Here is a 25,173-nt window from a genome sequence, read left to right on the forward strand (position 1 = left end):
GGAGGATCAGTCGACCAGGACGAAGTGCGCGCCGCAGTAGGGACAATCGGTCTCCAGCTCTTCCTCGATCGGCATGTAGACCCGGGGGTGCGAGTTCCACAGCGCCATGGACGGCAACGGGCAACTCAACGGCAGGTCGGCCCGGGTGACGTTGTAAAGCCGCTCGGCGTTGGCCTGTGTGGGGTGGTCCTGGACTGCAGTCATGGCGGATTCAAGCCGATGCGAAATGGAAGGCCAGTTTACCAGTCAGCTGCGCCGGGCAAGTCGAACAGCAGCACATCGGCCGTCCGTGCGCCGCTCCCGACCAGTTGCAACAGCACCGATTCCTGGCTGAAACCCAGGGCATCCCCCGGGCCGAGTTCGCGACCATTCGCCACCACCTCGCCGCTGGCCACATGCAGCCAATAGCGACGTTTGGGATCAAGCGCATGCGACGCCGCCAGGCCTGGCTCAAGCTCGATCTTGTACAGTCGAGCGTCCTGGCGGATCGCGATACTGCCACTCGCACCATCGGGCGAGGCCAGCAGTTGCCAGCCTTCGCCGCTGGTCTCTTCCCGCAACGCGTGGCCCGGTGCCGCGTTGACCCGGTCAGGCTGCAGCCATATCTGCAGGAAATGCACCGGCTCGGTCGAGGAGTGGTTGTACTCACTGTGATCCACCCCGTGGCCGGCACCCATCCACTGCAAGCCACCTGCCGGGACCACGCCCTCGGCGCCGCTGCTGTCGCGGTGCGCCAGCGAGCCCGACAACACGTAACTTAGGATCTCCATGTTGCCGTGGTGATGGGTCGGGAAACCCGCACCGGGCGCGACGCGATCCTCGTTGATGACCCGCAGGACACCGAAGCCCATCCACTCAGGGTCGTAATAACTGCCGAATGAGAAGGTGTGCCGGCTGTCCAGCCAATCCACCTGCTCCGGCCCGTGGCCACGACTGTCGGAAGGGCGTTCGATGATCATGCGCGGAGGTTACTCCGCTGTTTCGATTTTGGGCACCGACGCCTCGGTGGTGATGCGGATGCGCACCTCATCGCTGACCGCCGGGGCGTACATGCCGACACCGAAATCGGTGCGCTTGATCACGGTGGTGGCATCAAAACCAATCGCCTGTTGCCCGCCCATGTTCTCGCCGGCCTTGTTGAGGGTCACATCCAGCACCACCGGCTTGGTGATGTCCTTGATGGTCAGCTCACCGGTGACCTTCAGTTTGCCTTCGCCGGCGGCTTCGACCTTGGTGCTCTTGAAAGTGGCCGCCGGGAAGGCCGCCATATCGAAGAAATCGGCGCTGCGCAGGTGCTCGTCGAAGTCGGCGGTGAAGCTGTCCAGGCCCGACATCGGCAGGGTCACCTGCACGCTGGATGCGGCAACGTTGTCGGCGTCATACACCAGCACGCCATCGGCCTGTCCGAAGTGCATGCTCGGATTGGAGAAGCCGAAATGGCTCCATTGCGCGATCACGTCGGTATGCGCGGGATCGAGCTGGTAGGTCACAGGAGCGGCAAAGACGGCGGTGCTGGCGGTGGCCAGGGCGGCAACAAGGATCAGTCGCTTGAACATGATGTAATTCCTCAAAATATCGGGTGGTATTGGGGGGGTATTGAAGCTATCGGCGCGCAGGACGTGCCGACTCACAGAATCCGCGCCGCCTCATCGAAGGGCAGTCGCGGCGAACGGGGAAACAACGCGTCGGTGTCGCCATGGCCAAGGTTGACCAGGAAGTTGGACTTGATCGCCGTGCCCTTGAAGAATGCCTCGTCGACCTTCGCGTTGTCGAAACCCGACATCGGGCCGGTGTCCAGGCCCAGCGCGCGCGCGGCAAGTATCAAGTAGGCGCCCTGCAAGCTGCCGTTGCGGAACGCCGCCGGGCTGCGGTTCTCGCGCGGGCCGTCGAACCAGCCCTTGGCGTCGGTATGCGGGAACAGGTACGGCAGCTTCTCGTGGAAGTCCTCGTCAAAGGCGACGATCACCGTGACCGGCGCGGCCATGGTCTTGGCGTGATTGCCCTCATCCAGCGCCGGGCCAAGCTTGGCCTTGGCCTCGGTCGATTTCACGAACACGAAACGCGCCGGACTCATGTTGGCACTGGTCGGACCCCACTTCACCAGCTCATACAGTTGGCGCAAGGTCGCGTCGCTGACCTCCCCTCCCAGCTCGTTGTGGGTGCGGGCGGTGCGGAACAACTGGTCAAGTGCCGGCTGGTCGAGCGCGTCGTGTCGGGTCTGGGGCATTTATGATCTCCATGGGATCGGACAAGTCTGAGTGGGAAAGCGGCGCCTGCCGTCATTGCCGCCGGTCGGTGGCCGCACTGCGGGATTGCCGCGTACCCGACAAGTGTATGGTCTCGATTATGCATTGCCATTGAGCGTTTTAAAACGGATTACGTACAAAAATGGAACGATTGAACCCCCAGGGATCCACCTGGGTCCTGACCGATGGTCACTCCGGCAACCTGCGCCAGGCCCACGCATTGGCGGCGGCACTGTCCCGGTCGGCGCGCGACTGGACGCTGCACGCCCGCGTACCCTGGCGGTGGACGGCACCACGTGGATCCATCCTGGCGCGCCGGGCATTCGGGCCGGACTTCGCCCAAGCCTTGTCCAAGCCACCGGAGCTGGCCATCGGCTGCGGCCGTCAAGCCGCACTGGCGACCCGGTTGCTGCGTCGGCTCGGGTCGCGCAGCGTGCAGATACTGGATCCACGGATCGCGACCCGCCATTGGGATCTGGTGATCGCCCCGGAGCATGACCAGTTGGAAGGCGACAACGTGATTCCGTTGCTGGGCAGCCTGCATCCGGTCGATGAGCAATGGCTGGCCGCCGCGCGACGCCGGTTCAGCGCGTTGGCGACCCTGCCGCAACCGCGGACCGCGCTGTTGCTGGGCGGGAGCAGTGCGCACGCACGATACGAGCCGGCGATACTGGAGGCCATTGCCACCCGCGTGCAACGCTGCACGGAAGCCGAAGACGGTTGCCTGCTGGTTACGACTTCCCGGCGGACACCGGCGGAGTTGGCAGGCCGGCTTCGTCACCATGTCGCCGGCCGCAGCGGCATGGTCTGGAGCGGGCCCGGCGATGGTGCCAATCCCTATCCGGGCCTGCTGGCGTGCGCGGACCGCATCGTGTGCACCGCCGATTCGGTCAACATGCTGTCGGAGGCATGCGCAACCAATGTGCCGGTGTTCGTCGCCGGACTGGAGCAACTGAAGGGCCGGCCCCGGCGCTTCCTCGATACCCTGCTCGGCTCGGGCCGGGTGCGCCCGGTCGACGACACGATGGCGCCCTTTGCGGTGACCCCACTGCGCGAGACGGCGCGCGTGGCCGCCGAAGTGCAGCGTCGGCTCAATCAGGATTAAATTCCGGCAGGATTAAATTCCAGCAGGATTGAATTCCAGGCCATGGCGCTGCACCGCGGCGCGGATCGCGCTGCGCGCCAGCTGGATGGATTCGTCCAGTGGCAGCCGACGCGCCCGGCGATCCAGGCTGCATTCCAGGCCGCGCGCCAGCAACGTGGCATGGGCCGCCTGGAGCGACGCCCGGGTCGGGTCGTCGAACACCGCGGCATCGTGCATCGCCTCGATCAAGCCCGACGTGTCGCGCGGCTGCATCAACCCGGGCGCCCCGTCGGCATGGTCCAGCACCAGCGCTTGCAACAGGAACTCCAGGTCCACCAGACCGGCCTCGCCCTGCTTGAGATCAAAACGTGCGCCGGGCGACCCGGGGCTCTCGCTGCGGTCGAGCTCGGCGCGCATCCGCACGCGCATTTTCGATACATCGGCGCGCACGGTCGCCGGATCACGCGGGCGCGCGAGGATGTCGCGACGAAGCTTGCCGAAGCTGGCACACAGGCCGGGATCGCCGGTCACGCATCGTGCGCGGACCAGCGCCTGGTGCTCCCAGTTCCACGCACGCTGGCTTTGGTACTCGGAGAAACTCGCCAGGCTGGACACCAGCAGTCCCTTGGCACCGTCGGGCCGCAGGCGCACGTCGACCTCGTACAGGCGACCGGCGACCGACGGGGTATCGAGCAATGCGACTACCTTCTGCGCCAGCCTGGCAAACCAGCGCGACGCGTCCAGCGGGCGCTTGCCATCGGACATCACGTCCTTGCCATGACCATCGCGGACATCGCCATCGCGCCCGCCGGGCTCGCTGCTGGTGTCGATGTCGTACAGGAACACCAGGTCCAGGTCGGACCCGAAACCCAGCTCCTCCCCGCCGAGGGAACCGTAGCCCAGCACCGCAAAACGGGCGCCCGGCAAGCGGCCGTGGGCACGATTGATCTCACCCTCCGCCAATGCCACTACCCGCCGTATGACACCGTCGGCCAGCCACGCCAGCTGGCCCGCGCTGGCACCGGCGGGTTGCCGGCCATCACGATGCGCCATGGCAATGCGGAAGCTCAGCGCCTGGCGCACTTCGTTCAACTTGTTGAGCACCGCCTCCGGCGCATCGACGGCGCTATCGTTGACGTGGTTGGCGACCGCGGTACAGGCGGCGATCAACGCCTCGCGGTCCGGCAACGGGCCGCCAATGCGGGCATCCAACAACTCATCAAGCAATAGTGGGTACGACGCCAGTCGCTCGGCCAGCAGCGCACTCTGGCTGACCACCTCGACCAGGCGCGCCAATGCGGCGGGCTGCTCATCCAGCAAGGCCAGGTAGGCGCTACGGCGCAGGATGTTGTGCAGCAGTGCCAGCATCCGGCGCAGACCAAGCAGCGGCTGGCTGGAGGTCGCAGCGCCCTGGACCAATGCGGGCAAAACCCGGCCCAGGCGCCCGCGGGTAATGTCCGACAACCCCCGCACACCCAGGCTGCGCGCGAAATCACGCAGCAATCCGTCCGCCTGCGCAGCATCGTCAAACCCGGCATCGGCCAACACCTGTGCATCGCCGGCTGTGGGCAAAGCCAGCCAGTAGTCGGCCAGCGCGCCCGGCGCCTGTTTGCGTTCACGTGGCGCCAGCAGTGCATTGAACTCCTCGTTGATCACCGCGCGGTGACCGTCCAGTGCTTCATGCAAGCCATTCCAGTCCGCATAGCCCAGGCCCACCGCGATCCGGGCCCGGTCGCTCGCGTCTTCGGGCAACGCGTGGGTTTGCTGGTCGCGCAGCATCTGCAGACGGTTCTCAAGCCGGCGCAGGAACCGGTAGGCCTGGGCCAATGCGGCACCGGCTCCGGGTTCTATCTGGTGGGCTTCCACCAGCGCCGTCAACGCCGGTTGAAGCGCGCGCTGGCGCAATGCCGGCTCCCGCCCGCCACGGATCAGCTGCAGCGCCTGGACCAGGAACTCGACCTCGCGGATACCGCCGGGGCCGCGCTTGATGTCATCGGCCAGCTCCTTTCGCGCCACCTCGGCGGCGATGGTCGCCTTCATCGCGCGCAGACCGTCGAGCGCTCCGTAATCGAGATAACGGCGATACACGAACGGGCGCAGCGTTTCCAGTAAGAGCCTGCCTGCCTCGATATCGCCGGCCACGGGCCGCGCCTTCTGCCAGGCGTAACGCTCCCAGTCACGCCCCTCGCGCTGGAAGTACTGTTCCATCGCCGGGAACGACCACGCGACCCGTCCGGCGTTGCCATACGGGCGCAGCCGCAGGTCGACGCGGTGGCAGAAACCGTCGGCGGTGACCTCGTCCAGCAACTTGGCCAATTGCTGGCCCAGGCGGGAAAACCAGGTTTCCGCCGCGAGCCCGCGCGCGCCGTCACTGGCCGCCAGCGTCCCCTCGCCGGGCTGGTCGTAGCCATAGACCAGGTCGACGTCGGAGCTGAAGTTCAACTCGCCGCCTCCCAGTTTTCCCAATGCGAACACGACCAGCCGCTGCACGCTGCCGTCCGTGTCGCGCACCACCCCGTGGTGGACGGAGAATTCCTGTTCCAGCGCATCCAAGGCGATTCTCAGGCAGGTTTCGGCCAGGGCTGTGCTGCCGGCCAATGTGGCATCGACGTCATCCATCCCGTGCACGTCACGCCAGACCAGCCGGGTCGACTCGGCGGTGCGATAGCGCCGCAGCAACGAGGGCCACTGGTCACGATTGTCGGCCAGCAGTTCCGGTACCGGCAACGGCACATCGCCATCGTCCGCCAACAGCCGGGCCAGCAGCGCGGGTTGTTTTGCCAGGGTGGCGATCGCAAAGTCGCTGGCGATCGCCACTCGCTGGCAACGCTGCGCCGCGCGCTCGTCCCACGTCCGGCCAATCGCCGCCTGGCTTGCCTGCAACTGCGCCAACGCACGTTCGACGGCCGGCTGGACGAGCTCGGCAACAGAAAGGGATATGGGACTCATGCCGGAATGATGGCATGCCGTCGGTCGACCTCCGCGCGCCATCACGGCAGACGCCACCTTCGCGTCATCGACAGAGCGGCGCAACGCAGCGGAGCCGGCAGGGCGCTCATATCGACATAAGCAAACGTCATAAGAAATTACATCCATCCGCATAGACAGATATAAACCCAGCCTGCAAAGTCGGTCCGTCGGAAATCATGACGCACCGCAACACGCGTCACGGGGACTTCCGACCTTCACCCCACCTGCTGGAACTCACGATGAACTCCCATTCCAAAGCGACGCGTCACGCGTTGCGACCGGCACTTCTCACCCTGCTGATCGGCCAAGCGTTGGTGATGACCGCCTGGGCGCAGGAAGCTCCCGGCAGCGACAGCGCTGCCCTTCCCGACGCATCCAACGCCACCGTCAGCAACTCGTCGCCCATCGCCAGCGCGCCGTCCACCGCGTCATTGGCGACCCAACTGGATGCGGTGGTGGTCACCGGGTCACGCATCACGCGTCCGGATTACGAGGCCAGCAGCCCCACCACCACCGTCAGCCGCGAGGCGCTCAACCACACCGGCGCCGTCACCATCGAAGCCGCCCTGAACCAGTTGCCGCAACTGGGCATCGGCGCCAACCAGACCAACGCGGCCTGGGGCGGGACCGGCCGCGCCAGCTTGAACCTCCGCGGTCTGGGTGCCCGCCGCAATCTGGTGCTGCTGGATGGCCGCCGCTTGCAGCCTTCCGACACGCTGCAAGTGGTCGACATCAACACCATCCCCAAGGCGCTGATCCGGGACATCGAGATCATCTCCGGCGGCGCATCGGCGGCCTACGGGTCGGATGCGATCAGCGGCGTGGTCAACGTCAAGCTCGACGAGCACTTCGAAGGCGTCGAACTGGACAGCCAGTACTCGGTCTACGAGCCCGGCGATGGCGCGACCAGGGACGTGTCGCTCACTGTGGGCGGCAACTTCGCCGACGGGCGCGGCAACGCGACGCTGTCGTTGTCCCATACCGAGCGCGACGGCGTGGACTACATGTCCCGCGCGTTCTTCCGCCAATCCCAGGGCGGCAGCGACTTCCGCCTGCCTACCGGAATCTACCGGCCCAGCATCAATCCACCCTCGCAGGCCGCAGTGGATGCGGTGTTCGACGGCTACGGGATCGATCCGGGCCGGGTGCCGGCGCAGTCGGTGCTGGGCTACAACGATGACGGCAGCCTGTTCTCCGCCAACAACGGCCCGCTGAACTACCGTGGCCCGGACGGGCTGCTGTTCAACACCGGCACCCAGCTCAACAACCTCAACCAGTTCGTGCAACTGCAGGTGCCGCTGGAGCGCCAGAGCGCGTTCGGCCGCCTGCGTTTCTCGATCAACGAGGACATCACTGCCTACGGCCAGTTCATCTACACCACCACCTCGGCCTGGGTCGGCGCCGAAGCGGGCAACGACGCCTTTTCGGTGCCGGTGAGCAACCCGTTCATTTCTGCCGACCTGCAGGCGATCCTCGCGTCGCGGGCAGATCCCGACGCACCCTTCCGGTTCGAGAAGCGCTTCCAGGCGGAAGCCGGGCCGCGAACCTTCGAGCGCGATTTCGATGTCCACCAGTTCCTGGCAGGCGTGAAGGGCACGCTGCCGGCGGTCGATGGCAGTTGGGACGTATACGCCTCCCGCGGCCGAACCCGGCTGCTGGAGGCAAACCGCGGCGCGGTGGTGGTTTCCGCGCTCACCTCACTGCTGAATGCACCCGATGGCGGCAAGAGCCTGTGCACGGGAGGCTACAACCCGTTCGGGCTGAGCGTGCTCTCGGACAGCTGCCGCGATTTCCTGGTCGCCACACCCCTCAGCCACACGGTGCTGGAGCAGGACGTGGTCGAGGCCAACCTGGAAGGCCGGCTGCTGTCGCTGCCCGCTGGCGATGCGCGCTTCGCCGCCGGACTGGGGTACCGCAACGATGCCTACGCCTACCAGCCCGATCGGCTGCTGCAGCGCGGCGACATCGTCGGCGTGTTCCGCACCGGGCCCAGCGCCGGCAGCAGCCGGGTCCACGAGATCTACGCCGAGACCCTGCTGCCCTTGCTCAGCGGACGGACCTTCGCCGAATCCCTCGACGTCGGCCTGGGCTGGCGCTACTCGGACTACCAGCATGCCGGCGGCGTGAACACCTACAAGGCCGACATCAACTGGGGCATCAACGAGCCGTTGCGGCTGCGTGGCAGCTACCAGCGCGCCGTGCGCGCACCCAGCGTGGGCGAGTTGTTCGTCGCGCCCAGTGTGTCGATTCCCAACATCGGCACGATGGCCAGCGGCGCCGGCGACCAGTGCCATGCCTTGAGCCAGGCGCGCACCGGGACCGATGCGGCGGCGGTACGTGAACTCTGCCTGCAACAGGGTGTCCCGGCCGGGTTGGTCGACACTTTCGACAACCTGCAGGACGAAGTGCTGGCCACCAGCTCCGGCAATGTTCTGTTGAAGCCGGAAACCGCCGACACCTACACCGTCGGCGCGGTCTGGAACTCGACCTCCTCCCGGCCACTGTGGTCCGGGCTGTCGGCGGCGGTGGACTACTACGACATCCGGATCAAGGACGTGATCGGCACCATCGACGCCACCCGGATCCTGGCGCGCTGCTTCAACCAGGACGGCGTCTCCAACCCCGCCTTGTCGCAGGCCAACGACAACTGCCGCCAGATCACCCGCGATCCGGTCACCGGCCTGATCACCAGCGTGGGCCTGCCCACCCTCAACCTGGGCGGCTACCGGACATCGGGCGTGGACGTGCAGTTCGACTGGCACGCCAAGCTGGACGCTTTGGGCTTCGACCGCGCCAACGGACGCCTGAGCGCGGGCTCGATCGTCAGCTACGTCGAGAAATTCGAACAGCAACTGGAACCGGGCGGGCCCGTATACGACTACGCCGGAACGATCGGCACGCTGCCGCGCTGGAAGTCCGTCAGCCACCTGGAATACGACGACAGCGCGTTCACCGCCGGCTTGCGTTGGCGCCACCTCGGCTCGCAACAGCACGCATCGCGGGTGACAAATCCCGCCTCGACCACACCGGGCGTGGCCGCGCATGACTACTTCGACCTGTACGGCACCTGGCGCATCGACGGTACCTGGTCGATCCGTGGAGGCATCAACAACCTCGCCGACAAGGGGCCGCCACAGGTCGGGAGTTCATCGGGTTCCACCAACGCAAGCGTCTACGACATCTACGGGCGCCAGTACTACCTCAGCCTCAACGTCCGGCTGTAACCCCACCTCAACCACCACCACGAGAGAACAGGAAAAATGAGCATCGCCACCGCAAGAAAAACCCTCGTCATCGCCGCCGTACTGGGCTTCATCGGCACCTTCGGCCTGGGCGAGGCATCCGCCCAGGCCCAGAACGGCCGCGGCGTCGGCAAGAACCAGGTCAGCCTCTCCTACTACAAGACCCCGCCCGGCAAGCAGGATGAATGGCTGGCGCTGTACAAGCAGTACCACAAGCCGATCGTGCAATACGGCGTCGACCACGGCAACACCATCAGCTCGACCATCTACGCGGCCGGCAATCACTCGCCGGGCCAGCCCTGGGATATCGCGATCATCAGCATCAGCGACCCGACGAAGCAGCCGGCCGACATCTCGCGCGCCGAACTGATCAAGAAGCTCTACCCCAACCTGAAGGACTACGTCCGGGCCGAGAAGGAGCGCTGGTCGCTCACCATCGACCACTGGGACGAGCGTCTGGTGGAACTGGACCCCAACGAGGAGCCGTTCTCGGTCTACTTGCCGTTGACCACCACGCCACGCAAATAACCCCGTACAGCAAGCCGGACGCGCTCAGGAAGGGAGCGTCCGGCCCGCTGTCCGCGCCTTGCACCACGCCTGCCAATACAGCGGTTCGTGCGCCGGCACCTCGCCATCATTCAACGCACGCCGGAGTTCGTTGCCGGGGACATGCGGCATCAGGCTGGCGATCAACGCGTGGCTGTAGTCGCGCAGCAAGTGGTCACGCCGCAACAGGAGCCAGGTGGTGCAGGAAGGCCACAGTCCGTTTCCGGGCAGAGCCACCAGATCCCGGTCGTCGACCGTGACGGCCATCTCGGCCACGATGCCGACGCCCACTCCTTCGCGCACATAGGTTTTGATCAGATCGCCATCGCGGGCGGTCAGGGCGATCTGCGGCTCCAGGCCCACCGTACCGAAGGCACGACGCAACGAAGAGCCGGGTTCGCGGCTGGACTCGTAGCTCACCAGGGGATGCCGCGCCAGATCGGCCACCGCAAGACTCCGCTGCCGTGCAAGCGGATGGCCTGCCGGAACCAGCACCGCCCGGTCCCAACGATAGAGCGGCAGCGCCAGGTGGGCTTCCGGCGCCGCACCACCGGTGCTGATGATCGCCATGTCGGCCTCACCCCGAGCCAGGCGCGCCAACGATTCGGCATCGCCACCCGGGGCCAGGTGGACGGCAACACCGGGAAAGCGCTTTTTCAATCGCGACAACAGGTAGGGCAAGGCATAACGCGCCTGCGTGTGGGTCGTGGCGATACGCAGCTCGCCCTGCTCGTCGCGACGCAGGTTGGCCGCCAGCGCCTGGATGTTGGCGGCCTCGGCCAACACCCTGCGGGCGTGATCCAGCACACGCTCACCGGCCGGCGTCAACGCCGCCAGGCTGCGGCCACTGCGCGTGAACAACTGGAAGCCCAACCCGTCCTCGAACTGCCTGAGCTGCTTCGACAGCCCGGACTGGGTTGCATGCATCCGCAACGCAGCCGCCGTAATGTTCAACCGGCAGTCGACGATCGCGACAAACTGGTGCAACTGGACCAACGTCATCAGCGCCTTCCTGGCATCCCGCCTTGATCGGCAGACAGCGATGATCCATCACCACACGGACGCCATTGCCGCAGATGCTGCAACGCTGGGACGACGGCTTTGGCACGATCCCGTTCATCGTTGCTTCGCGGACACGACGCGGCATCCGACGACACGATGCGCTTGACTGGATCACGCTCGACTGGATCAGCGGTTCCCCGGCTTTCGAAGAACCACTAAAAAGCCCGCCCCGGACGAACCGGTAACGGGCCTGCTCCCTCCCCCACGTCGGGATGCGGCCCAACTGTGAAGGAGTTGTTAGTCGGGTTGCACGCTGCAGTGCAAAACAGAACCAGCGGGTTCTGTATTACGACCGTCTGGAAACAAAAAGGCCCCACATCGCTGCGGGGCCTCTTGTCTTGCAGGCAGTGCCGGTGGAAAGGCTTAGAAGCCCATGCCGCCCATGCCGCCCATGCCGCCCATCCCACCCATGTCGCCGCCGCCACCCATCGCGGGCTCGTCCTTCTTCGGCAGCTCGCCCACCATCGCTTCGGTGGTGATCATCAGACCGGCGATCGACGCGGCATTCTGCAGCGCGGTGCGGGTGACCTTGGTCGGGTCCAGGATGCCGAACTCGAGCATGTCGCCATACTCGCCGTTGGCGGCGTTGTAGCCGTAGCTACCCTTGCCTTCCATGACCTTGTTGAGGATCACCGAGGCTTCTTCACCAGCGTTGATGACGATCTCGCGCAACGGCGCTTCCATCGCCCGCAGGGCAATGGCGATACCGTGGTTCTGGTCTTCGTTGTCACCCTTCAAACCGGTGATCGCGGCCAGCGCACGGATCAGGGCGACGCCGCCGCCCGGGACCACGCCTTCTTCCACTGCAGCGCGCGTGGCGTGCAGGGCATCTTCGACGCGGGCCTTCTTTTCCTTCATTTCCATCTCGGTCGAGGCACCGACCTTGATCACCGCCACGCCACCGGCCAGCTTGGCCACGCGCTCCTGCAGCTTCTCGCGGTCGTAGTCCGAAGAGGTCTCTTCGATCTGCGCCTTGATCTGCTTGATGCGCGCCTCGATGCCACCGGTCTCGCCGGCGCCGTCGATCACGGTGGTGTTCTCCTTGGAGATCTGCACCTTCTTGGCACGGCCCAGGTCGGCGATGGTCGCCTTCTCGAGCTGCAGGCCGACTTCCTCGGAGATCACGGTGCCGCCGGTGAGTACGGCCATGTCTTCCAGCATCGCCTTGCGACGATCGCCGAAGCCCGGAGCCTTGACGGCGCAGACCTTGACGATGCCGCGGATGGTGTTGACCACCAGGGTCGCCAGCGCTTCGCCTTCCACGTCCTCGGCGACGATCAGCAACGGCTTGCCCGCCTTCGCCACGCCTTCCAGGACCGGGAGCAGGTCACGCACGTTGGAGATCTTCTTGTCGTAAAGCAGGATGAACGGGTCTTCCAGGTCGGCCTGCATCGACTGCTGGTTGTTGATGAAGTACGGCGACAGGTAGCCACGGTCGAACTGCATGCCCTCGACCACGTCCAGCTCGTTGTCCAGGCCCGAACCGTCTTCAACGGTGATCACGCCTTCCTTGCCGACCTTGTCCATCGCCTTGGCGATCAGGTCACCGATGTTGGCATCGGAGTTGGCCGAGATGGTACCGACCTGGGCGATTTCCTTGCTGGTCGAGGACGGCTTGGAAAGCTTCTTCAGCTCGGCGACGGCCTCGGTCACGGCCTTGTCGATGCCGCGCTTGAGGTCCATCGGGTTCATGCCGGCGGCGACCGCCTTCATGCCCTCGCGGATGAACGCCTGGGCCAGCACGGTCGCGGTGGTGGTGCCGTCGCCGGCATCATCGGAAGTGCGCGAGGCGACTTCCTTGACCATCTGCGCGCCCATGTTCTCGAACTTGTCGGCCAGCTCGATCTCCTTGGCGACGGACACGCCGTCCTTGGTGATCGTCGGGGCGCCATAGCTCTTGTCGAGCACGACGTTGCGGCCCTTCGGGCCCAGAGTTGCCTTGACGGCATTGGCGAGCGTGTTGACACCGCGCAGCATCTTGGAGCGCGCGTCTTCGCCGAAACGAATTTCCTTGGCAGCCATTGTCTAAAACCTCAAAAAACTAAAATTAGGGAAAAAGTAGTTGGCCGATATGGCCGGCAACACTCGGATCAGTCGAGGATCGCGAAGATGTCGTCTTCCTTCACCACCAGCAGGTCGGTACCGTCCAGCTTGACCTCGGTGCCGCTGTACTTGCCGAACAGCACCTTGTCGCCGGCCTTGACCTTCGGGGCGCGCACGCTGCCATTGTCCAGGGTCTTGCCTTCGCCAACGGCGACAACCTCGCCCTTGATCGGCTTCTCGGTGGCGGAGTCCGGGATCACGATGCCGCCAGCGGACATCTTTTCTTCTTCCATGCGTTTGATGACCACGCGGTCGAACAGCGGCTTGATATTCATTTGCAGCAACCTCGTAGATGGTTGAAAAAATCGTAAAACGGTGGGATTTCGACGCTCGCGCCGACCCGACCGATACCGGATCAACTGCCAGCGCGCCCGACAAGCCGGGACTGCACACGAAGATGGGGCGTGCGGCAGGGCTTTCAAGGGCTCGTCCGCGGATTAATTGCCCACGGCGGCGGCAAGCTCCAAGCCGGCGTAATCCGATAAAGAAAAAGCGCGCCTCCCATGGGAAACGCGCTCTCCTGGTTCGGGAATGGCATCCAGCTCGGCGCATCCCTGCGCCCCTCCCTGACCTGACCCCCTCGTCAAAGCCAACTCCTTGTCGGCCAGCGGCAATATTGGCCGATTTTCGTCACTTTTGCCATAGGCAAACACTATCGGTGCTGCCGCCCGAGCACTATCCCGGGTCGTGACGGCGGGCAAAGGCCACCGCCGTCACGGACAGCCCGCATCAGTACAATCGTCCGCATGTCGGTCGTGATCGTTTATTGCTTAAGAACTCCTGGAGTTGATCGCGGTCGAAGCCGTCGGCGGACACGCCCCGTACCTGGCGTGGATCGCCGAACAGATAAATGATGACGATGACTGAACCGAACCCTTCGCCGCGCTGCATTCGACGCATGGGCAGGTGGACGACATGGGTCAGCGCCCTTGTCGTACTGGCGGCGCTGGCATTGCCCGCAGGTGCGGCGATCAATCCCGATGACCTGTTGCCGGTCGACGAGGCATTCGCGGTCAGCGCACGCGCCGGAAGCGCCGATGCGGTCGCCATCCAGTGGAAGATCGCCGATGGCTACTACCTCTACCGCCATCGCATCTCGGTGACCACCGACGCCGGTTTCGAGGCAAGGCCGCTGCAGCTGCCCAAGGGCCAGGCCCACGAAGACGAGTTCTTCGGCAAGGTCGAAACCTATCGTGACCGGCTCAGCGCCAGGCTGCCGGGCACGGCGGCGGCGGCCAGCACGACGTTGACGGTCAAGTACCAGGGCTGTGCGGACCTGGGCATCTGCTACCCGCCCCAGACCCGTACGCTGACGGTAGCGTTGCCGGCGCAGCCAGCGACACTGGACCCATCCGCCGCGGGCCCGGCAAACGCGGACCCGGCAAACGTGGTGTCGCCGCGTTCCGGGAGCGGCCTGTCGAACACGATTAGTGCCAATCCGCTGCTGTCGGGCTCCCGATCATCGGGCTCGTTGCTTGGCGGCTGGACGAATAGCGGCACCGACCCGTTGCCACTACCGCCCGAGCAGGCGTTCGGCTTCGAGGCCATTGCCGGCGACGGGGACTCGTTGTTACTGCGCTTCACTCCTGCGAGCGGGTATTACCTGTATCGCGACAACACCACGCTGGCGTTGGCCGCAAACGACGCTGGCATCCGCCTGGGCAAACCTCAATGGCCGCGCGGGACGGACCACAGCGACGAACATTTCGGCGATGTCGTGGTGTATTTCGACCAGATCGACGTACCCCTGCCACTGATACGCCAACGCGCGGATGCGACCACGGTCGCGCTGACCGCAACCTTCCAGGGTTGCCAGAACGATGGCATCTGTTATCCACCGATGACGCGAACGGTCGAGGTGGCGTTGCCGACCGGCACGGTGGCCATCGCAACGGCTGCGGTAAAAGGGGCGAGCACCCCTGCCGACGCGCCTACCGTCAACGAAGTGGCCGCCGATATTCCGGATTCGCCGGTAGCGAGCAGTGCCGACCAGGACTCCAGGGCCGCGATCGGGACAGCCACCCCCGAGGCCGCCACGGCGGACGCCAATGGGTTTGATTCCCCCGGCAACACCGACGGTGCCGGTGCACCAGCAACCAACCAGCTACCGCAAGCGCAGGACAGCCTGCTGGCCGACGCTTTGTCGGGACCGAGCCGCTGGTGGGCGCTGCTGAGCTTCTTCGGATTCGGCCTGTTGTTGGCATTTACGCCTTGCGTGCTGCCGATGATCCCGATCCTGTCGGGACTGATTGCCGGCGCGTCCGCCGGCCACGACAAGGGTCTGGGGGCCGGGCGCGCATTCGGGCTGTCCTTCGTTTACGTGTTCGCCAGTGCGCTGGTGTTCACGGTCGCCGGCGTGGTGGCGGGGCTGGTGGGCGCGAACGTGCAGATTGCCTTCCAGAACCCGTGGGCATTGGGCACGTTCGCCCTGCTGTTTGTCGCACTGGCACTGTCCAGCTTCGGCCTGTACGAGTTGCAGTTGCCGTCGGGCCTGCGCAATCGGCTGGGCTCGCTGGCCGACCATCAGCGCGGTGGCTCACTGGCCGGCGTGGCCGTGATGGGCGCGCTGTCGGCGCTGATCGTCGGCCCCTGCGTGGCACCGCCACTGGCCGCGGCCGTGCTCTACATCGGCCAGACCCAGGACCCGGTATTTGGTGGTGCCGCGTTGTTCCTGCTGGCGATGGGCATGGGCGTGCCGCTACTGGCGTTCGGCGTCGCCGCCGGCAAGGGACTGCCGACCAGCGGGCCGTGGATGGTCGCGGTGCAGCGCGCGTTCGGCTTCGTGTTCCTGGGTCTGGCGATATGGATGTTGTCGCGGGTGCTACCCGACTCCTGGACCCTGGCGCTGTGGGGCTTGCTGTTGATTGCAGCGGCGGCGTCGCTGGCACTGGCGGCCACCAGACCCGCCGCCCGCGACGTGCTGCGAGTGCTGGGCTGGACCGCCGCCATCGCACTCGGCGTGGTCGGGGCGAGCCAGCTGGTCGGCTCGCTGGCCGGCAGCAGCGACCCGCTGCGTCCGCTCGACGGTCTGGCCTCGGGCACGGCGACGGAATCGCGCGAGCTGCCGTTCCGATTCATCAAGTCGGTGGCCGACCTGGAGCGCGAAGTCGCTGCCGCGCACGACGCCGGCCAACCGCTGCTGCTGGATTTCTATGCCGATTGGTGCGTGGCCTGCAAGGAGATGGAGAAATACACCTTCCCCGAGCCGCAAGTGCACACAGCGCTGGATGGTTTCGTCCTGCTCAAGGCCGATGTCACCGCCAACGACTCCACGGACCAGGCACTGATGAAGGCACTCGGCATCATCGGCCCGCCGGCCACGTTGTACTACGTCGACGGTGCCGAGAAACGCGAACTGCGGCTGTTCGGCTTCGAAAAAGCAGGCAAGTTCGCCGAACGCGCGCAAGTCGCACGTAGCTCGATGGGAGCTGGAACATGAAGTCCGGCACCCGGATCGTGTTGGTCGCGGTGGCCGCCGGCATCGTGGGCGCCGTTGCCGGGTTGTGGTTCAACGGTTCCGATCCGTTGCTGCGCAGTGATCTCGGCCAGCGCACCCTGCAGCAGGCGATCTCGGCCACGGCGCCGCCCGCGCCGGCCGGGCTTGCAGTCGCCAAGCGCGGCGAGACGATACCGACCTTGCAGCTGCCGGACCTGGACGGCCGCATCATCGAATTGCCAGCGGCGCACCTCGGCCGTCCCCAGTTGATCAACTTCTGGGCCAGCTGGTGTGGCCCGTGCATCGAGGAGATGCCGGAGTTGGACCGCTTTGCCGCCAGCCAAGCCGCGGATGGGACCCAGGTGGTCGGCATCGCGCTGGACGAAGCGGCCGCCGTGGCCGCGTTTTTGCAGAAGGTTCCAGTCAATTATCCGATCCTGATCGATGCCGCCGGACCGGCCGATTCCGGCGTGCAACTGGGCAATCTGCGAGGCGTGCTGCCGTATACGGTCCTGCTGGATGGCCAGGGCCGGCTCGTCAAGCAGAAGATCGGCCCCTTTCGGCCCGGCGAGATTGATCATTGGGTGCGCCAATAACCGCCGGGACAGCGGTATTCCCGAACCTTGGCATTTTTCAAACAGCCGCTTAATTTGCGACAACTTCGGCGAAACAACTGCGAACTTCTGGACAGCTGACCCGCGCTCCGCCACACTGCCGACCTTTCCGATAGCCGGCCCAACATGGCAAAATTGCTGCTCCTGCATGGTCCCAACCTCAATTTGCTTGGCGAGCGCGAGCCGGCCATCTATGGCAGTGCCACCCTGGCCGAGATCGATTCCCGCTTGCGTGCCACCGCCGTCGCCGCGGGGCATCAACTCGACAGCCTGCAGTCCAATGCCGAGCACGAACTGGTGGAACGGGTGCATGTGGCGCGCAGTGATGGCACCACGCTGATCCTGCTCAACCCGGCCGCCTTCACGCATACCAGCGTGGCCCTGCGCGATGCGCTCGCCGCCGTTGGGATACCGTTTTACGAAATTCACTTGTCCAACCCGCACGCCCGCGAGCCGTTCCGCTCCTACAGTTACTTCAGCGACCTGGCACTGGGCGTGGTCGCCGGCTTCGGTGCCGACAGCTACCGTTACGCCCTCGATGCCGCCTTGTTGCGGCTGGCGACCGCCTGAACCCCAGGCACACCGACCATTTATTCCGTCGCCTCGGCGGCACCCGATCAAACATCAAGAGGGCCCACCATGGACCTGCGAAAAATAAAGAAACTGATCGACCTGCTGGAAGAGTCCAACCTGGCCGAGATCGAGATCAAGGAAGGTGAGGAATCCGTCCGCCTGGCGCGCACGCCGCGCGGCGGCTTTCCGGCGGTTGCACCAGCGTATGCGCCGATGGCGGCTCCCCTGCCGCCGATGCCGATGGCCTCGCCAGTGGATGCCGCCACCGGCGGCAGCAAACCGGCCGACAGCGGCGCCGGATCGACTCCGGGGCAGGCGTTGCCCGAGGGCCACGTCGTGCGCGCACCGATGGTCGGTACGTTCTACTCGTCCCCGGCGCCGGACAAGCCGCCGTTCGTCACTGTTGGCCAGACCGTGGCCGCCGGCGACACCATCGGCATCATCGAGGCGATGAAGATGTTCAACCCGATCGAGGCCGACGCCTCCGGGACCGTGCTCAAGGTCGTGGCCGAGAGCGGCCAGCCGGTCGAGTTCGACCAGCCCCTGTTCGTGATCGGCTGAGGCCGGGTCGATGCTGGACAAAGTCGTCATCGCCAACCGGGGCGAAATCGCGCTGCGTATCCTGCGTGCCTGCCACGCACTGGGCATCCACACGGTCGCGGTGCATTCCACTGTCGATCGCAACCTAAAGCACGTGGCCATGGCCGACGAGTCGGTCTGCATCGGCCCGGCGCCGTCGACCGACAGCTACCTCAACATGGCTTCGCTGATCTCCGCGGCCGAAGTCACCGACGCCCAGGCGATCCACCCCGGCTACGGCTTCCTGGCCGAGAACGCCGATTTTGCCGAGCGCGTGGAGGAGTCGGGTTTCATCTTCATCGGCCCCAAGGCCGAGACCATCCGCCTGATGGGCGACAAGGTCGAAGCGATCCGCGCGATGAAAGAAGCCGGCGTGCCGTGCGTGCCGGGCAGTGGCGGCCCGCTGGGCGATGAGCCTCAGGCCAACATCAAGATCGGCCGCGAGATCGGCTACCCGGTGATCGTCAAGGCCTCCGGCGGCGGCGGCGGGCGCGGCATGCGCGTCGTCCACACCGAGGCCGCGCTGGTCACCGCGATCCAGACCACCAAGGCCGAGGCCAAGGCCGCGTTCGGCAACGACATGGTCTACATGGAGAAGTTCCTGGAGAACCCGCGCCACGTCGAGATCCAGGTCCTTGCCGACGGCCAGGGCGGCGCGATCCACCTGGGCGAGCGCGACTGCTCGATGCAGCGCCGTCACCAGAAGGTGGTCGAGGAAGCGCCGGCGCCCGGCATCAGCGACCAGCAGCGCGCCGACATCGGCCAGGTCTGCGTCGATGCCTGCATCCGCATCGGCTACCGCGGCGCGGGCACGTTCGAGTTCCTGTACGAGGACGGCCGGTTCTATTTCATCGAGATGAACACCCGCATCCAGGTCGAGCACCCGGTCACCGAGATGATCACCGGCATCGACCTGATCCGCGAGCAGCTGATGATCGCCAGCGGTCAAAAATTGAGCATCAAGCAGGAAGACATCGTGATCAACGGCCACTCGATCGAGTGCCGGATCAATGCCGAGGATCCGGAAACCTTCATGCCCAGTCCGGGCCTGATCCAGGAGTTCCACGCGCCGGGCGGCCCGGGCGTGCGCGTGGATAGCCACATCTATGCCGGTTACCGCGTGCCACCGAACTACGACTCGATGATCGGCAAGCTGATCGTGCACGGCCCCGACCGCGAAACCGCGATCGCCCGCATGCGCGTGGCGCTCAGCGAGATGGTGATCGACGGCATCAAGACCAACATCCCCCTGCACCAGCGCATTCTGGCCGACGTCGGCTTCCAGCAGGGTGGGCAGAACATCCATTACCTGGAAAAGCGGCTGAAGGAGCAGAAGGAAAAGTCGCTCTCGATCGTCTGATCGGGCTGTCGGGCTGTCGGCCCAGCGGGCTATCGCGGCTCGGCGGCCACTCCCGGTGCCGGCCGCTGCGTCCCCTCGACCGGCTTCACGCCGTCGCTCGAGGACACACTGACCACGGTCACGTATTCGCTTGAACCGTCGGGCCAGACCACCTTGAAGGTGCTGCCGGTCGGCAGCGCGGAGAACGGCGCGCCGCTGCTGGCCCGGTAAGCAGCGGCCACCTGCGCGGCTCCCGCCATCCGTTTATCCAGCGACGAATGCACCGAGGTTACCGCCACGGCCGACATCTCGCGGTAATCCTGTCCCAACACGTCGATCATGACCCCGGTGGCAGCGACGGAATACGCCGCGAGCAACAACGTCCAGAACATCATCTTGATCCTGCGCACGGTGGCTTCCTTCTTCATTTCGGCACCTTCTCCTCGCCTGTCAGCGAGTTGACCATTTCATTCACCACGTCCGCCCCCTGTCGCGGAACTGCAGCATCGAAGACAAAACTACGGAAATCCTGACCGGAATTCCGCGAACAGATCCCACCATTGGCGCACAGCGACGTCATCAACGTGCTGCCGGCGCTGCAATCCATTCCCAGCTCGCACGCGGCGACCTTCCAGGCCACCTCCGCCAGCTGGGTGCCCGCCACCTGCCCGGCGAAAGCCTGCTGGCCGCTGGCACGGATGCCCATCGCCGGCGACAGCGCGGCAAACGATTCCGGGTCACCGGAGCGCTGCACCCGCTCGACCAGGTCATGCCTGTACGCGTCGCTCGTTTCGAGCGGCTCGCCGATCGCCAACAGAGCCGCCTCCGCGGCGAGGCTGCCGGCCTCGGCCGCCTCGGTTGTCCCCACGAGGATCGCCGTATAGGACAGGTCATCGCGCGGCACGAACCGGGCACAACGCTTACCTGTTCGGGTTCGGGCGGCGACCATCGCCTCGGAGGTCCTCAGCTGCATCTCGCCGATCGCCTGCGTGTCACGGGCATAGTCGGCCGGAGCCATCGCATAAGCGGAACAGTATTCGTGTACCCGGCTCAGCATCCAGGCCGCTTCCGGATCCCCGGCCCGTACGGCGGGAGCCAGGGTGTTGGCATAGGCATACAGGTCCGGCGCGCTTTCAAGTTCCGCGCGGCGGCTGGACTTGCCGGGTAACGTGGCTCGGTGCGCCTGGCGACGCGGGTCGAGGGGGGCGTGATCGACGGGGGCTCGCTGCGCATTCGCGGGAACCGGAACCGGAACCGCGATATCGGCCTCGACCGGTCCCGCGCCGGTGGAGGCGACCGTGCCTTCCCCACCTGGATACGCCAGGACCGCCGCCAACAACAGCAACGACGCCAGGCAGAGCAGAAGCAGTTGGCGAGGCATTGCTGGCAACGGAACGGCGACTCCCTGGGTTCGGACCCGGCGTCATCTTAGATCAAACACCGATCAGCCGGTTGCCTGCGGCCGCACTACGCCCCAACATGCAATGTCCCACACCCACCCCGCCGGTATGCCTTTCCTCGAACTTACCCTGCCCTGCACCGAGGCCGACCAGCCCCGCCATGAGCGCGCGCTGGAAAACGTCGGTGCACTCGCGGTCACCTTGACCGATGCCAACGCCGACGCGCCCGACGAGCAGGCGATCTTCGAACCGGGCGTCGGCAAGACTCCCCTTTGGGGCGAATTGTCGCTGACGGCGTTGTTCCAAGGCGACACCTTGCCGGAGTTGTTGCTGCATGCGTTGTCGGCCGCCGACGAAGGCATCGACTGGTCGCGCGCAACGTTCCGCGAGGTCGCCGACCAGGACTGGGAGCGCGCGTGGATGGACCAGTACGAGCCGCTGAAATTCGGCCAACGCACCTGGATCGTGCCGTGGAACCACGATCTCCCCGATGGCGCGGATGCGGCCGACGCTGCGGTGGTGCGGCTTGATCCCGGCCTGGCATTCGGCTCCGGCACCCACCCGACCACCGCGCTTTGCCTGCAATGGCTGGACGGGCTCGCCAGCGACGGCGTGTTGCCCGGCGCGAGAGTCCTGGACTTCGGTTGCGGCTCCGGCATCCTCGCTCTTGCCGCACTGAAGCTCGGCGCTTCGCAGGCGACCGGGGTCGACAACGATCCCCAGGCGCTGACGGCCACCGCCGACAATGCCCACCGCAACGGGGTGGAAGCACGCCTGGCGGTGTACCTGCCCGAAGATGAGCCTGCCGGGACCCGCTATCCGGTGGTGGTCGCCAATATCCTCGCCACCGCGCTGATCGCCCTCGCCGACGTGCTCGCCGCGCGGGTCGCGCCGGGTGGCCGGATCGCACTGTCAGGCATCCTCGCCGGACAAGAGAACGAGGTCCTGGCCCGCTATGAGGCGGACTTCGAGCAACTGCAGGTTGCACAACACGAAGACTGGATCCGGATCAGCGGCATCCGGCGCCACTGACCCGGCGGACAGCCCATGGCCATGGTCATAGTGATGCGCCGGTCTCGCCGTTCGCCAGTTGGTGTCGGCTAGACTGCGCCGATGTTCGTTCCGTGCCCACACTGTGGCTTCCTGGTTGCACTGATCGTCTCTGGCGCCGGTGCGCCGCAACGTTGTCCACGTTGCCAGACTGAATTGCGAAGTGAAGCCCACTCGACCCGTCCCCCTCCAAGCGGCCCTGTCGCACCGGCAACCAAAGCCTCCTCCCCGACCGCATCGAAAGCGCCAGCCGACACCGTTTCGGTGCGTACTGGGCGCGGTCGCACAAAGCGGGGCATTCCCAGCTTTGCCCGCATCGCCTCACGGTCCCGGACGACTGGTCCTCGTTGGCCAAAGATGCTGGGCGTGTCCGCGCTGGGTCTGTTGCTGGTGGCGCAACTGGTACTGGCGCAACGCAATGAGCTCGCCGCCAACGAGCGCTGGCGCCCGGTGATCGGCGCCATCTGTACCGCGCTGTGGTGTGACTTGCCCGCCTGGCACGAGCCGGGCGCATACACCATGCTGGCCCGCAGCGTGCAGCCGGCCCCCGGCAAGACCGGCGTACTCCGCGTCCGGGCCAGCTTCCGCAACGACGCGCGCTGGCCACAACCATGGCCCGCACTGGTGCTGAACCTGTCGGATATCAACGGGCAGCCCGTCGCCGCGCGCGTGTTCGACGCGTCGGAGTACCCGCATCCGGGTTCAGGTGGTGCCCGCAGCGAGCTGGCGCCGGGCCAGAGCGCCAGCGTCGAATTGGAGATCATCGAACCGGCCGTGCCGGTCGTCGCGTTTGCATTCGACTTCCGCTGATGCGGAGAAAATCGATATGTTGCAGGGCAATCGCACGTTAGACTCCTAGGCCGTCGTCGTCTCGCGCCTCGCGATGGAAACACACGATGACGGACGCCACAGGATTTGGGGGACACCATTGAACGCTGCAAGCCGTACCGACTCTTCCCGTCCCGGGCCACGGGTGCCGCTGCGTGATCACGTTGCCACGTCGATCCGGCGCTACCTGGGAGACCTGGACGGTTGCGACAACGGCGATCTGTACGAGATCGCCCTGCGCGAGCTGGAAATCCCGCTGTTCGCCGAAGTGCTCGGCCATTGCGACGGCAACCAGAGCCGCGCGGCGGCGATGCTGGGTATCCATCGCGCGACCCTGCGCAAGAAACTGCGTGAGTACGGGCTGGCCTGATACCCGCTGACGCAAAGCGCGCTGACCCGTCGCCCGGCACTGCCGCCGGCAAGAGCGCTGCCGGCCGGACCAGTCGGGTGCCGGCCGGTATAATTAACGGCTTTCCCGACCAAAGCCTGCCGCCATGACCGCAACCTCCACGCCCGGCCCGGTGACCCACCATCCGGTCAAGATTCGCCGTGCCCTGTTGTCTGTTTCCGACAAGACCGGGCTGATCGAGCTGGCTCGCGCCCTCGTCGGCCATGGTGTCGAATTGCTGTCGACCGGTGGCACCGCGAAGGCGATCCGCGACGCCGGCCTGACGGTCAGGGACGTCAGCGATGCCACCGGTTTCCCGGAGATGATGGATGGCCGGGTCAAGACGCTGCACCCGGTCGTGCATGGCGGCCTGCTGGGCCGCGCCGGGACCGATGATGGGGTGATGGCCGAACACGGCATCAATGCGATCGACCTGCTGGTGCTGAACCTGTATCCGTTTGAGCGGGTCTCGGCCGACCCGGACAGCTCGATGGAGCAGATCATCGAGAACATCGACATCGGTGGGCCGGCGATGTTGCGCTCGGCGGCGAAAAACTTCGCCCGCGTCGCGGTGGCGACTGATCCTGCACAGTACGCCGCACTGGTCGATGAGCTGGCGAGCAGCGACGGTGCGCTGTCGGCACGGACGCGCTTCGCGCTCTCGGTCACCGCGTTCAACCGCGTCGCCTTCTACGACGCCTGCATCAGCAACTATCTGTCATCGATCAACGACGACGGCAGCCGCGCCTTGTTCCCGGCGCAGAGCAACAGCAGCTTTGTCAAAGTCATGGACCTGCGCTACGGCGAGAACCCCCACCAGTCGGGCGCGTTCTACCGCGACCTGTGGCCGGTGCCGGGCACCCTGGCCACTTTCACCCAGTTGCAGGGCAAGGCGCTGAGCTACAACAACCTCGCCGATGCCGATGCCGCGTGGGAATGCGTGCGCCAGTTCGACGCCCCGGCCTGCGTGATCGTGAAGCACGCCAACCCCTGCGGCGTGGCGGTGGCGGCGAACAACGGCGACGCCTATGAGGCCGCCTTCGCGACCGATCCAACTTCCGCGTTCGGCGGCATCATCGCCTTCAACCAGACGCTCGACGAGGCCACCGCGAAGTCCATCCTGGACCGCCAGTTTGTCGAAGTCCTGATCGCACCCGACTACGAGCCGGCCGCGCTGGATTACTGCAACAAGAAGGCCAACGTCCGCGTATTGAAGATTCCCCACGGCGACGGTCGCAACAACATCGACGTCAAGCGTGTCGGTTCGGGCTTGCTGATGCAGACCAGCGACATCCGCGAGGTGACGCACGACGAGCTCAAGGTGGTCACTCAGCTTGCCCCGACCGACGCCCAACTAGCCGACCTGATGTTCGCCTGGCGGATCGCCAAGTTCGTCAAATCCAACGCTATCGTCTACGCCCGCGACCAGCGCAGCATCGGCATCGGCGCCGGCCAGATGAGCCGCGTGGTATCGGCGAAGATCGCCGGATTGAAAGCCGAAGACGCCGGTTTGAGCGTGCCCGGCTCGGTAATGGCCAGCGACGCCTTCTTCCCGTTCCGTGACGGCATCGACGCCGCCGCAGCCGCCGGCATCAAGGCCGTGATCCAGCCGGGCGGCTCGATGCGCGACAAGGAAACGATCGCCGCCGCCGACGAGCACGGCATCGCCATGGTGTTCACCGGCGTGCGGCACTTCCGGCACTGAGGCATCAA

Annotated in this window: 22 protein-coding genes; 12 read left to right on the forward strand and 10 right to left on the reverse strand. The window is 65.8% G+C overall.

Annotation, left to right across the window (positions count from 1 at the left end):
- Nucleotides 1-6 precede the first annotated feature (6 nt).
- The 4 genes from ACW7G1_RS11770 to ACW7G1_RS11785 all read right to left on the reverse strand — a co-directional run bounded on the left by ACW7G1_RS11770 (nucleotide 7) and on the right by ACW7G1_RS11785 (nucleotide 2,227).
- On the reverse strand, nucleotides 7-204 hold the full coding sequence (locus ACW7G1_RS11770; protein WP_456979952.1) for a zinc-finger domain-containing protein: 198 nt from the start codon (nucleotides 202-204) through the stop codon (nucleotides 7-9).
- A gap of 35 nt (nucleotides 205-239) precedes the next feature.
- Nucleotides 240-959 (reverse strand): pirin family protein, encoded by a 720-nt coding sequence (locus tag ACW7G1_RS11775; protein WP_456979953.1) that lies wholly within the window; start codon nucleotides 957-959, stop codon nucleotides 240-242.
- A 9-nt stretch (nucleotides 960-968) separates the two neighbouring features.
- Nucleotides 969-1,556 carry a YceI family protein gene (locus ACW7G1_RS11780; RefSeq protein ID WP_456979954.1) on the reverse strand — a complete coding sequence of 196 codons (588 nt, stop codon included), beginning with the start codon at nucleotides 1,554-1,556 and terminating at the stop codon, nucleotides 969-971.
- A 71-nt stretch (nucleotides 1,557-1,627) separates the two neighbouring features.
- The gene (locus ACW7G1_RS11785; RefSeq protein ID WP_456979955.1) at nucleotides 1,628-2,227 is read right to left on the reverse strand and encodes a malonic semialdehyde reductase; all 600 of its coding nucleotides are present in this window, start codon (nucleotides 2,225-2,227) and stop codon (nucleotides 1,628-1,630) included.
- 161 nt (nucleotides 2,228-2,388) lie between these two features.
- On the opposite strand from ACW7G1_RS11785, the gene ACW7G1_RS11790 reads away from it, so the two are divergent.
- Nucleotides 2,389-3,351, forward strand: coding sequence for a mitochondrial fission ELM1 family protein (locus ACW7G1_RS11790; RefSeq protein ID WP_456979956.1), 963 nt, complete (start codon nucleotides 2,389-2,391; stop codon nucleotides 3,349-3,351).
- A gap of 12 nt (nucleotides 3,352-3,363) precedes the next feature.
- Here the strand turns inward: ACW7G1_RS11790 and glnE are convergent, their stop codons facing one another.
- Nucleotides 3,364-6,279, reverse strand: a complete 2,916-nt coding sequence (gene glnE, locus ACW7G1_RS11795; RefSeq protein WP_456979957.1) for a bifunctional [glutamate--ammonia ligase]-adenylyl-L-tyrosine phosphorylase/[glutamate--ammonia-ligase] adenylyltransferase — start codon at nucleotides 6,277-6,279, stop codon at nucleotides 3,364-3,366.
- A 260-nt stretch (nucleotides 6,280-6,539) separates the two neighbouring features.
- Here glnE and ACW7G1_RS11800 point away from each other — a divergent pair, with 260 nt between their 5' ends.
- Entirely contained in the window at nucleotides 6,540-9,524 is a 2,985-nt protein-coding gene (locus tag ACW7G1_RS11800) for a TonB-dependent receptor plug domain-containing protein (RefSeq protein WP_456979958.1), read from the forward strand.
- Between the two features lie 36 nt (nucleotides 9,525-9,560).
- Nucleotides 9,561-10,070: a hypothetical protein gene (locus ACW7G1_RS11805; protein ID WP_456979959.1), complete on the forward strand. Its 510-nt coding sequence runs from the start codon at nucleotides 9,561-9,563 to the stop codon at nucleotides 10,068-10,070.
- A 24-nt stretch (nucleotides 10,071-10,094) separates the two neighbouring features.
- On the opposite strand, the gene ACW7G1_RS11810 is transcribed toward ACW7G1_RS11805, so the two are convergent.
- From ACW7G1_RS11810 to groES, 3 genes are all read right to left on the reverse strand, one after another.
- Nucleotides 10,095-11,090, reverse strand: a complete 996-nt coding sequence (locus tag ACW7G1_RS11810) for a LysR substrate-binding domain-containing protein (protein ID WP_456979960.1) — start codon at nucleotides 11,088-11,090, stop codon at nucleotides 10,095-10,097.
- Nucleotides 11,091-11,513: 423 nt separating this feature from the next.
- Nucleotides 11,514-13,172, reverse strand: a complete 1,659-nt coding sequence (gene groL, locus ACW7G1_RS11815) for a chaperonin GroEL (RefSeq protein WP_456979961.1) — start codon at nucleotides 13,170-13,172, stop codon at nucleotides 11,514-11,516.
- A gap of 68 nt (nucleotides 13,173-13,240) precedes the next feature.
- Nucleotides 13,241-13,528 carry a co-chaperone GroES gene (groES, locus tag ACW7G1_RS11820; RefSeq protein ID WP_456963359.1) on the reverse strand — a complete coding sequence of 96 codons (288 nt, stop codon included), beginning with the start codon at nucleotides 13,526-13,528 and terminating at the stop codon, nucleotides 13,241-13,243.
- 623 nt (nucleotides 13,529-14,151) lie between these two features.
- Here groES and dsbD point away from each other — a divergent pair.
- From dsbD to accC, 5 genes are all read left to right on the forward strand, one after another.
- Complete coding sequence (gene dsbD / locus ACW7G1_RS11825) at nucleotides 14,152-16,692, forward strand: protein-disulfide reductase DsbD (RefSeq protein WP_456979962.1); 2,541 nt, start codon at nucleotides 14,152-14,154, stop codon at nucleotides 16,690-16,692.
- Nucleotides 16,689-17,285 (forward strand): redoxin family protein, encoded by a 597-nt coding sequence (locus tag ACW7G1_RS11830; RefSeq protein WP_456979963.1) that lies wholly within the window; start codon nucleotides 16,689-16,691, stop codon nucleotides 17,283-17,285. The genes dsbD and ACW7G1_RS11830 overlap by 4 nt, the downstream gene beginning before the upstream one ends.
- 144 nt (nucleotides 17,286-17,429) lie before the next feature.
- Complete coding sequence (locus tag ACW7G1_RS11835) at nucleotides 17,430-17,873, forward strand: type II 3-dehydroquinate dehydratase (RefSeq protein WP_456979964.1); 444 nt, start codon at nucleotides 17,430-17,432, stop codon at nucleotides 17,871-17,873.
- Between the two features lie 69 nt (nucleotides 17,874-17,942).
- On the forward strand, nucleotides 17,943-18,437 hold the full coding sequence (gene accB, locus ACW7G1_RS11840; RefSeq protein WP_456979965.1) for an acetyl-CoA carboxylase biotin carboxyl carrier protein: 495 nt from the start codon (nucleotides 17,943-17,945) through the stop codon (nucleotides 18,435-18,437).
- Between the two features lie 10 nt (nucleotides 18,438-18,447).
- A complete protein-coding gene (gene accC, locus ACW7G1_RS11845) occupies nucleotides 18,448-19,815 on the forward strand; it encodes an acetyl-CoA carboxylase biotin carboxylase subunit (protein ID WP_456979966.1) in 1,368 nt (455 codons plus the stop codon).
- Nucleotides 19,816-19,844: 29 nt separating this feature from the next.
- On the opposite strand, the gene ACW7G1_RS11850 is transcribed toward accC, so the two are convergent.
- The gene (locus ACW7G1_RS11850; RefSeq protein WP_456979967.1) at nucleotides 19,845-20,222 is read right to left on the reverse strand and encodes a hypothetical protein; all 378 of its coding nucleotides are present in this window, start codon (nucleotides 20,220-20,222) and stop codon (nucleotides 19,845-19,847) included.
- Nucleotides 20,219-21,175, reverse strand: coding sequence for a hypothetical protein (locus ACW7G1_RS11855; RefSeq protein ID WP_456979968.1), 957 nt, complete (start codon nucleotides 21,173-21,175; stop codon nucleotides 20,219-20,221). The genes ACW7G1_RS11850 and ACW7G1_RS11855 overlap by 4 nt, the downstream gene beginning before the upstream one ends.
- A 127-nt stretch (nucleotides 21,176-21,302) precedes the next feature.
- Here ACW7G1_RS11855 and prmA point away from each other — a divergent pair, with 127 nt between their 5' ends.
- From prmA to purH, 4 genes are all read left to right on the forward strand, one after another.
- Complete coding sequence (gene prmA, locus ACW7G1_RS11860) at nucleotides 21,303-22,226, forward strand: 50S ribosomal protein L11 methyltransferase (RefSeq protein ID WP_456980142.1); 924 nt, start codon at nucleotides 21,303-21,305, stop codon at nucleotides 22,224-22,226.
- A gap of 384 nt (nucleotides 22,227-22,610) precedes the next feature.
- Nucleotides 22,611-23,054, forward strand: a complete 444-nt coding sequence (locus ACW7G1_RS11865) for a DUF3426 domain-containing protein (RefSeq protein ID WP_456979969.1) — start codon at nucleotides 22,611-22,613, stop codon at nucleotides 23,052-23,054.
- Nucleotides 23,055-23,172: 118 nt separating this feature from the next.
- Nucleotides 23,173-23,442 carry a DNA-binding transcriptional regulator Fis gene (gene fis / locus ACW7G1_RS11870; protein ID WP_456979970.1) on the forward strand — a complete coding sequence of 90 codons (270 nt, stop codon included), beginning with the start codon at nucleotides 23,173-23,175 and terminating at the stop codon, nucleotides 23,440-23,442.
- A gap of 124 nt (nucleotides 23,443-23,566) precedes the next feature.
- A complete protein-coding gene (gene purH / locus ACW7G1_RS11875; protein ID WP_456979971.1) occupies nucleotides 23,567-25,165 on the forward strand; it encodes a bifunctional phosphoribosylaminoimidazolecarboxamide formyltransferase/IMP cyclohydrolase in 1,599 nt (532 codons plus the stop codon).
- Nucleotides 25,166-25,173: the final 8 nt, after the last annotated feature.

It is taken from the genome of Lysobacter sp. A378, from assembly GCF_054052125.1.

Coding starts and splice junctions, on each gene's coding strand:
- ACW7G1_RS11775 (WP_456979953.1), bottom strand. CDS start 959: ATGATCATCGAACGCCCTTCCGACAGTCGTGGCCACGGGCCGGAGCAG.
- ACW7G1_RS11835 (WP_456979964.1), top strand. CDS start 17,430: ATGGCAAAATTGCTGCTCCTGCATGGTCCCAACCTCAATTTGCTTGGC.
- ACW7G1_RS11830 (WP_456979963.1), top strand. CDS start 16,689: ATGAAGTCCGGCACCCGGATCGTGTTGGTCGCGGTGGCCGCCGGCATC.
- groL (WP_456979961.1), bottom strand. CDS start 13,172: ATGGCTGCCAAGGAAATTCGTTTCGGCGAAGACGCGCGCTCCAAGATG.
- groES (WP_456963359.1), bottom strand. CDS start 13,528: ATGAATATCAAGCCGCTGTTCGACCGCGTGGTCATCAAACGCATGGAA.
- ACW7G1_RS11780 (WP_456979954.1), bottom strand. CDS start 1,556: ATGTTCAAGCGACTGATCCTTGTTGCCGCCCTGGCCACCGCCAGCACC.
- accB (WP_456979965.1), top strand. CDS start 17,943: ATGGACCTGCGAAAAATAAAGAAACTGATCGACCTGCTGGAAGAGTCC.
- ACW7G1_RS11770 (WP_456979952.1), bottom strand. CDS start 204: ATGACTGCAGTCCAGGACCACCCCACACAGGCCAACGCCGAGCGGCTT.
- ACW7G1_RS11800 (WP_456979958.1), top strand. CDS start 6,540: ATGAACTCCCATTCCAAAGCGACGCGTCACGCGTTGCGACCGGCACTT.
- purH (WP_456979971.1), top strand. CDS start 23,567: ATGACCGCAACCTCCACGCCCGGCCCGGTGACCCACCATCCGGTCAAG.
- accC (WP_456979966.1), top strand. CDS start 18,448: ATGCTGGACAAAGTCGTCATCGCCAACCGGGGCGAAATCGCGCTGCGT.
- ACW7G1_RS11810 (WP_456979960.1), bottom strand. CDS start 11,090: ATGACGTTGGTCCAGTTGCACCAGTTTGTCGCGATCGTCGACTGCCGG.
- glnE (WP_456979957.1), bottom strand. CDS start 6,279: ATGAGTCCCATATCCCTTTCTGTTGCCGAGCTCGTCCAGCCGGCCGTC.
- dsbD (WP_456979962.1), top strand. CDS start 14,152: ATGGGCAGGTGGACGACATGGGTCAGCGCCCTTGTCGTACTGGCGGCG.
- prmA (WP_456980142.1), top strand. CDS start 21,303: ATGCCTTTCCTCGAACTTACCCTGCCCTGCACCGAGGCCGACCAGCCC.
- ACW7G1_RS11850 (WP_456979967.1), bottom strand. CDS start 20,222: ATGAAGAAGGAAGCCACCGTGCGCAGGATCAAGATGATGTTCTGGACG.
- ACW7G1_RS11790 (WP_456979956.1), top strand. CDS start 2,389: ATGGAACGATTGAACCCCCAGGGATCCACCTGGGTCCTGACCGATGGT.
- ACW7G1_RS11805 (WP_456979959.1), top strand. CDS start 9,561: ATGAGCATCGCCACCGCAAGAAAAACCCTCGTCATCGCCGCCGTACTG.
- ACW7G1_RS11785 (WP_456979955.1), bottom strand. CDS start 2,227: ATGCCCCAGACCCGACACGACGCGCTCGACCAGCCGGCACTTGACCAG.
- ACW7G1_RS11855 (WP_456979968.1), bottom strand. CDS start 21,175: ATGCCTCGCCAACTGCTTCTGCTCTGCCTGGCGTCGTTGCTGTTGTTG.